This is a genomic window from Teichococcus rhizosphaerae, assembly GCF_002631185.1.
Taxonomy (GTDB): domain Bacteria; phylum Pseudomonadota; class Alphaproteobacteria; order Acetobacterales; family Acetobacteraceae; genus Pseudoroseomonas; species Pseudoroseomonas rhizosphaerae.
This window is the reverse complement of record NZ_PDNU01000087.1, coordinates 1-6,058: the sequence shown is the minus strand read 5'-3', so window position 1 is coordinate 6,058 and position 6,058 is coordinate 1. Positions and strand designations below refer to the sequence as shown.

Annotated in this window: 5 protein-coding genes; 2 read left to right on the top strand and 3 right to left on the bottom strand. The window is 71.4% G+C overall.

Annotation, left to right across the window (positions count from 1 at the left end; genetic code table 11):
- A partial coding sequence (locus CR162_RS21395) for an FAD-linked oxidase C-terminal domain-containing protein (RefSeq protein WP_281255024.1) occupies positions 1-825 on the top strand: 825 nt, incomplete at its 5' end.
- 6 nt (positions 826-831) lie between these two features.
- Here CR162_RS21395 and CR162_RS21390 read toward each other — a convergent pair.
- From CR162_RS21390 to CR162_RS21380, 3 genes are read right to left on the bottom strand one after another with little or no spacing between them, the layout of a single operon-like run.
- Positions 832-1,815: a Bug family tripartite tricarboxylate transporter substrate binding protein gene (locus CR162_RS21390; RefSeq protein WP_099097504.1), complete on the bottom strand. Its 984-nt coding sequence runs from the start codon at positions 1,813-1,815 to the stop codon at positions 832-834.
- A gap of 57 nt (positions 1,816-1,872) precedes the next feature.
- Positions 1,873-2,838, bottom strand: coding sequence for a D-2-hydroxyacid dehydrogenase family protein (locus tag CR162_RS21385; protein ID WP_099097503.1), 966 nt, complete (start codon positions 2,836-2,838; stop codon positions 1,873-1,875).
- A 10-nt stretch (positions 2,839-2,848) separates the two neighbouring features.
- On the bottom strand, positions 2,849-4,507 hold the full coding sequence (locus CR162_RS21380; protein WP_099097502.1) for a thiamine pyrophosphate-binding protein: 1,659 nt from the start codon (positions 4,505-4,507) through the stop codon (positions 2,849-2,851).
- 61 nt (positions 4,508-4,568) lie between these two features.
- Between CR162_RS21380 and CR162_RS21375 the strand changes: the two genes are divergently transcribed.
- Positions 4,569-5,498 carry a LysR family transcriptional regulator gene (locus CR162_RS21375; protein WP_099097501.1) on the top strand — a complete coding sequence of 310 codons (930 nt, stop codon included), beginning with the start codon at positions 4,569-4,571 and terminating at the stop codon, positions 5,496-5,498.
- Positions 5,499-6,058: the final 560 nt, after the last annotated feature.

The following is a 6,058-nucleotide window of genomic DNA, read 5'->3' as shown; positions in this document are numbered from 1 at the left end:
CCGAGGAACCCCATGATGGCCGCCCTCACCCAGACGGCCGCCTCCTACCCCACGCGGTGGGACACGCCCGCCGCCTTTTTGGCCACGCCCTCGCCCGCCACGGCGGTGGCTTGGCTGCGGCGCGCCAAGTCGCTGCTGGGCGAGAGCATCACCACCATGGAGCTGATGGAGCGTCGCTGCATCGACATCGCCATGCGCCACAACGGCGCCATCCGCGACCCGCTGGCCGATCGCCACGACTGGTACCTGATGGTGGAGATCGCCGACCAGGGCGAGCAGGCGCCGCTGGAAGCGCGCCTGCTCGCCGCCTTCGAAGCAGGGCTAGAGAATGGCGAGTTGCTGGACGGCACGATTGCCGCCTCGGCCGAGCAGGCGGCCGGCATCCGTCGCATCCGCGAGGGCGCGCCGGAAGGGCAGCGGCTGGAGGGCGCCTCCTACAAGCACGACGTTTCCGTGCCCGTCTCGCAGGTGCCGCACTTCATCGCCAAGGCGGATGCGGCGCTGGCGGCGCGGTTCCCCGGCATCCGCTCCTTCGCCTTTGGCCACCTGGGCGACGGCAACATCCACTACAATCCGATCCAGGCCCAAGGTGGCGACAAGGACCTCTGGCAATCCTTTCTGCCGGAGGTGAACCTGATCGTGCACGACATCGTGGCGCGGCTCGGCGGCTCCATCACCGCCGAGCACGGCATCGGCCGGCTGCGCATCAACGAGGTGCCGCGCTACAAGAGTGCGGTGGAGATGGAGATGATGCGCAGCCTGAAGCAGTGCTTCGATCCGCAGAACCTGATGAACCCGGGCAAGCTGCTGCCGGACGCCGGCTGAACGGCCCTATTCCAGCCGCAGCCCCGCTTCGCGCACCACGCGCGTCAGGGTTTCCACGTCCTGCCGCGCCATGCTGTCCATCTCCGCCGCCGTCAGCGGCTTCAGCACCACGCCGGAGGCGGTGGCGACCTCCTGCACCCTCGGGTTCCGCGTGGCCTCGCGCAGGGCGGCGTTGACCTTCTCAATCACCGGCTGCGGCGTGCCGGCGGGGGCGAAGACGGCGAACCAGGCATCCACCGTATAGTCCGGCAGCCCGGCCTCCGCCGTTGTCGGTACCTCAGGTAGTGCTGACAGCCGCGCCTCGCTGGCCACCGCGAGCGCCTTGAGCTGCCCTCCCTGGAGCAGCGACATGGCGGAGGACGGGGTGGTGATGAAGATGTCCACGCGCCCGCCCACGACATCCTGCAGAGCTGGCGCCGCGCCGCGGTAGGGCACGTGCAGCATCGGCGCGCCGACCCGTTGCGCCAGCTGCAGCCCGGCGATGTTCTGGATCGAGCCCGTGCCGGCGGAGGCGTAGGTGACGCGGCCGGGATTTTCCCTGATATGCGCCACCAGCTCGGCCAGGCTGCGGACGGGGATGCCGGGGCCGGAGAAGATGACATGGGGCGCCAGGGTGGCCATGCCCACGGCGGCAAGGTCACGGTTCGGGTCCCAACCGACATCCGGTGTCAGGGCCGCGTTGGCGCCGTGGTAGCCGGAATACTGCAGCAGCAGGGTATAGCCGTCCGGCTTGGCGCGGGCGGCGGCCAGGATGCCCACATTGCCGTTGCCGCCCGAGCGGTTCTCGATCACCACCGGTTGCCCCAGCGCTTGGCCCAGCGCCTCCTGGAACAGCCGGGCGGCGAAGTCGGTTCCCCCGCCGGGCGGGTTGGGCACGACCAGCGTGATGGGCCGGCTCGGCCACCCGGCCTCGGCCTCCCTCTGAGCCTGCGCTTGGCCCGCAGCAGCAAGCCCCGTCATCGCCAGCAGCAGGCGGCGTGTGATCTCCATGATGCGTTCCTCCGTTTTTTCTTTGTTTGAGGCGTCGTCGGAAGGCAGGGCGTCGTTTCAGCCCGGTGTCGGCTCGAGCAGGTTGACCGGCCGCCCGGCCTCGAAGGCCAGGATCTGCTCCACCGCCGTATCGTAGAGCGTCTCGTAGGTGGCTTCCTCCACATAGCCGAGATGCGGCGTGCAGAGCGCGTTGGGCTGGGCCAGCAGCGGGTGGTGCCCGCCCAGCACCGGCTCTTCCTCATACACATCGACCGCCGCGCGGCCGGGCCGGCCCTGGCGCAGCGCCGCTTCCAGCGCGCCAGCCTCGATGATCAGCGCCCGGCTGGTGTTCACCAGCAGCGCGCCGGGCTTCATCCGCGCGAGGTCGGCGGCCGTCACCACGCCCCGTGTGTCCGGCGTCAGGCGGATGTGCAGGGACAGCACGTCGCTTTCCGCGAAGAAACTTTCGCGGCTGTCGGCCACCGCGTAGCCGGCGGCGGCAGCGCGCTCCCGCGTGCCCTCGCGGCCCCAGCACAGGATGCGCATGCCGAAGGCCTCGCCCACCCTGGCCACGCGGCCGCCGATCCGCCCCAGCCCGTAGAGGCCCAGCACCCGCCCCGACACGCCGGTGCCGAGACTCCCCTGCCATTGCCCGCTGCGCAGCCGCTGCACCTCCTCCGGAATGTGCCGCAGTGCCGCCAGGATCAGCGCCCAGGTCAGCTCCGCCGTCGCCTCCACCCCGCCGCCACCACCGGCGCAGACGGTGATGCCGAGCGCCCGGCAGGCGGCGATGTCGATATGGTCGACGTTGCGTCCCGTCTGGCTGATCAGCCGCAGCCGGGGCAGGCGCTCCAGGATAGCGCGGGGCAGGGCGGTGCGCTGCTGGGTGAGCAGCACCGCCTCGGCCTCCGCGAGGCGCGCGGCCAGCTCGTCCGCGTCGCGCGGCGCGTCGTGGAAGATGTCGAGCCGGTGGCCGCCCAGCTTCGCGGCGCAGCGCAGATTGGCGAAGGCGCGTGAATAGTCGTCGATGATGGCGATGCGCATGCGGGTCGCCTCAGCCCTGCGCCGCTTCGAGCACCGGCCGCGCCGCTTCGCGCGGCAGCACCGCCCGCAGCGAAGTGCGCACCACGGCCACCAGCGGCCCCGGCGCGCGCAGCGCTGCCTCCAGTGCCGGCATGTCGGCCTCGCTGTCCACCCGGAGCAGCGGCGCGCCGAAGGCTGCGCACCAGGCGCCGAGGTCGGGGTTGGCGAGGTCGGTGCCCGAGACGCGGCCCGGATGCTGCCGCTCCTGGTGGATGCGGATGGAGGCGTAGCTGCCATTGTCGGACAGCAGCAGCTTGATCGGCAGGCCGCGCGCCATGCCGACGGCCAGCTCGCTGCCGGTCATCAGCGCACCGCCGTCGCCCACCGCGCAGATCACCGCGCGCTCCGGGTGGCGCAGTGCCGCGGCCACCGCCGCCGGCACGCCGAAGCCCATGGCACCCGAGATCGGCGCCAGCAGGCGCTGCGGCGGGCGCCAGGACAGCTTGCGGTAGAAGGGTGCGGCGAAGGTGCCTGCATCGAGCGTGACGATGGCATCCGCCGGCGCGCACGCGCCGACGAGCTGCGCCACGCGCAGAAAGGGCAGCCCGTCCGGAAAGCCCTCGACCGTGGCGCGACTGTCCGCCTCCTGGAGCTGGCGCAGGCGCTGGTTCCAGGCATTGCGGCCGGGCGGGGCGGCGGGGGGCTCGGCGGCGAGCGAGGCCAGCACGGCGGGGGCCTCGGCGGCGATGGCCAGCTCCGCCGGGAACAGCCAGCCCAGGAAGCGCGGGTCGGCGCAGACATGCACCAGCCGCTGCCCCGGCGCGGGCCAGCTATACCCTTGGGTGGTGATGTCGGTCAGCCGCGTGCCGAGGGCGAGCACGAGGTCCGATTCCGCGAAGGTGGCCCGCTGCGCATCCGGGTTGCGCAGGCCGAGATCGCCCGCATAGAGGGGATGGTCGTTGGGGAACAGGTCCTGCCGGCGGAAGGAGACCGCCACGGGAAGCCGCCACGCCTCGGCGAAGGCCAGCAGCGCCTCGCGCCCTCCCGCAACGTCCAGCCCATGGCCGGCCAGCAGGATGGGGCGCTCGGCGCGCCGCAGCAGGCCTGCGAGTTCCGCGGTGGTCGCGGCCGGCAGCGCGGCGCCGGCGAGCCGGGTTGGCGGCAGGGCAGGGACGGCGCAGGGCGCGGCCAGCACATCCTCCGGCAGGGCCAGCACCACCGGTCCCGGCACACCCTGGGTCGCCATGTTCCAGGCGCGGGCGATCAGCTCTGGTACCTCGTCCGGATGCGTGGCCTCGCCGACCCATTTGGCGATGCCGCCGAACATCGCGGCGTAGTCGATCTCCTGGAAAGCGCGGCGGCGCAGGTCGCGCTTCTCGATCTGGCCGACCAGCAGGATCAGCGGCACGGCATCCTGCTCGGCGGTGTGCAGGGCGATGGCGGCGTTGCAAGCGCCCGGGCCGCGCGAGACCAGCACAATGCCGGGGCGGCCGGTGAGCTTGGCATCGGCCACCGCCATGAAGCCCGCGCCGCCCTCGTGGCGGCAGGTCACGAGGTCGATGGAGGGGTGCGCGTGCAGCGCATCGAGCAGCGCGATATAGGACTCCCCCGGCACGCAGAAGGCGCGGTCTGCCCCCCGCGCGGCCAGGGTGTCGAGGAGGATCTCGGCGGCGGTCTTGGCGTTTCCCATGCGGCATGAATAGCGCGACGGGGCATGCGCTGGCTTGCAGTATCAGCTATAGCGTCAGGCTATGGATCAGACGCGGCTCCGCTCCCTGCTGGCGATCGCCGAGCATGGCGGCTTCGGCCGGGCGGCGGCCGCGCTCGGGCTCGCACAGCCCAGCCTGTCACGCCAGGTTGCGCTGCTGGAGCAGGAGATTGGCCGCCCGCTCCTCTACCGCCACGGCCGCGGCACTCGGCTGACCGAGGACGGGCAGCGTCTGGTCGATGCGGCGCGCCCGCTGCTCGCCGCCCTGGCCAACCTGCCCGCCGTGCTCAACGACCCGGTGCCGCGCGGTCAGATGACGCTGGGCGTGCCGACCTTCATGTCCGTGCATCTGGCGGAATCGATCTTCGGCGAACTGCGGCTGCGACATCCACAGCTGCATATCAGGTTGGTGGACGGGTTCAGTGGCTTCATCAACCAGTGGCTGACAGAGGGCCGGCTGGACGTCGCCATCCTCTATGACAGCCAGCGCAGCCGGGCGATCCTGGCGGAGGTGCTGGCCGAGGAGGACCTGCTGCTTTTTGCCCGGCGGCGCCGTGCCCGCGACCTGCCGGGAGAGGGGCCTGCGCCGGTCTCAGCGCTGGCGCGGCTCGACCTTGTCCTGCCGGACCGGCAACACGGGCTGCGCCGGGCGCTGCAGCGGGCAGGAGCGCGTCCCGATCCCGCGCTCCTGCTGGAGGTCGACAGCCTGACCGCCATCCGCGCGCTGGTCGAGCGCGGCATCGGCTGGAGCGTGCTGCCGCGCGCGGCGCTGACGCGGGAGGCGGCGGACCGGCGCTACATCCTGCGTGGCCTCGGCACGCCGCCGCTGCGCGCGCGGCTGATGGTGGCGGTCAGCCCGGCGCGGGGCATGACGCCGGCCTTGCGCGCCGTCATGGCGCATCTGCATGTCATGGTCGCCCGGCTCCAAGAGCAGGGCATCATGACGCCACCGGCCGACGTGCCGCAGCGCTGAGACGTGGCGCGGATGACAGGGATATGCCTGGGCCTCCTGCCCGGCAGCCAGCAGGACATCACTACGGCTCATCCTGAGCCGTTCCCTCTTCCGGCTTGCGCCCAGAAGGTGCTGAGTCCGGGAGAGGCCGCACAGCGCTGGGTCAGCCGAAGAGGCAAAATGATCTCTTTGTCCGGTTTTATTCGCTGATGCCGGGCCTTTCTCCCGTGCCGCCGGGCCGGCAACGTCGAGTCCGTCGTCGCCACGGATGGTGTGTGGTCGGGGCATTCTGAGTGTTTCTGCCGAGGCGCCGCTGTTGCTGGCTAATCCGCCGACGGTGGTGGCAGGCACAGAGCGTTCCGGCTGAGTGTTACGTACTTCAGACTCATCGGGGGCAGCTTCAGCTGGGACACATCCAGCGCCCATTCCTCATGGGACATGTCGGGCAGCTAGGACTTGCGAGCAGCTATGCTCGCAAGTCCATCATGTCCGCCCGCTTGTTCATCAGGTCGTGTCCCGGCTGGTGGTGTAGGAGCGGTGGCTCCTGACGGGCAGGGCCGCTGATCAGGCTGGCACGGCCG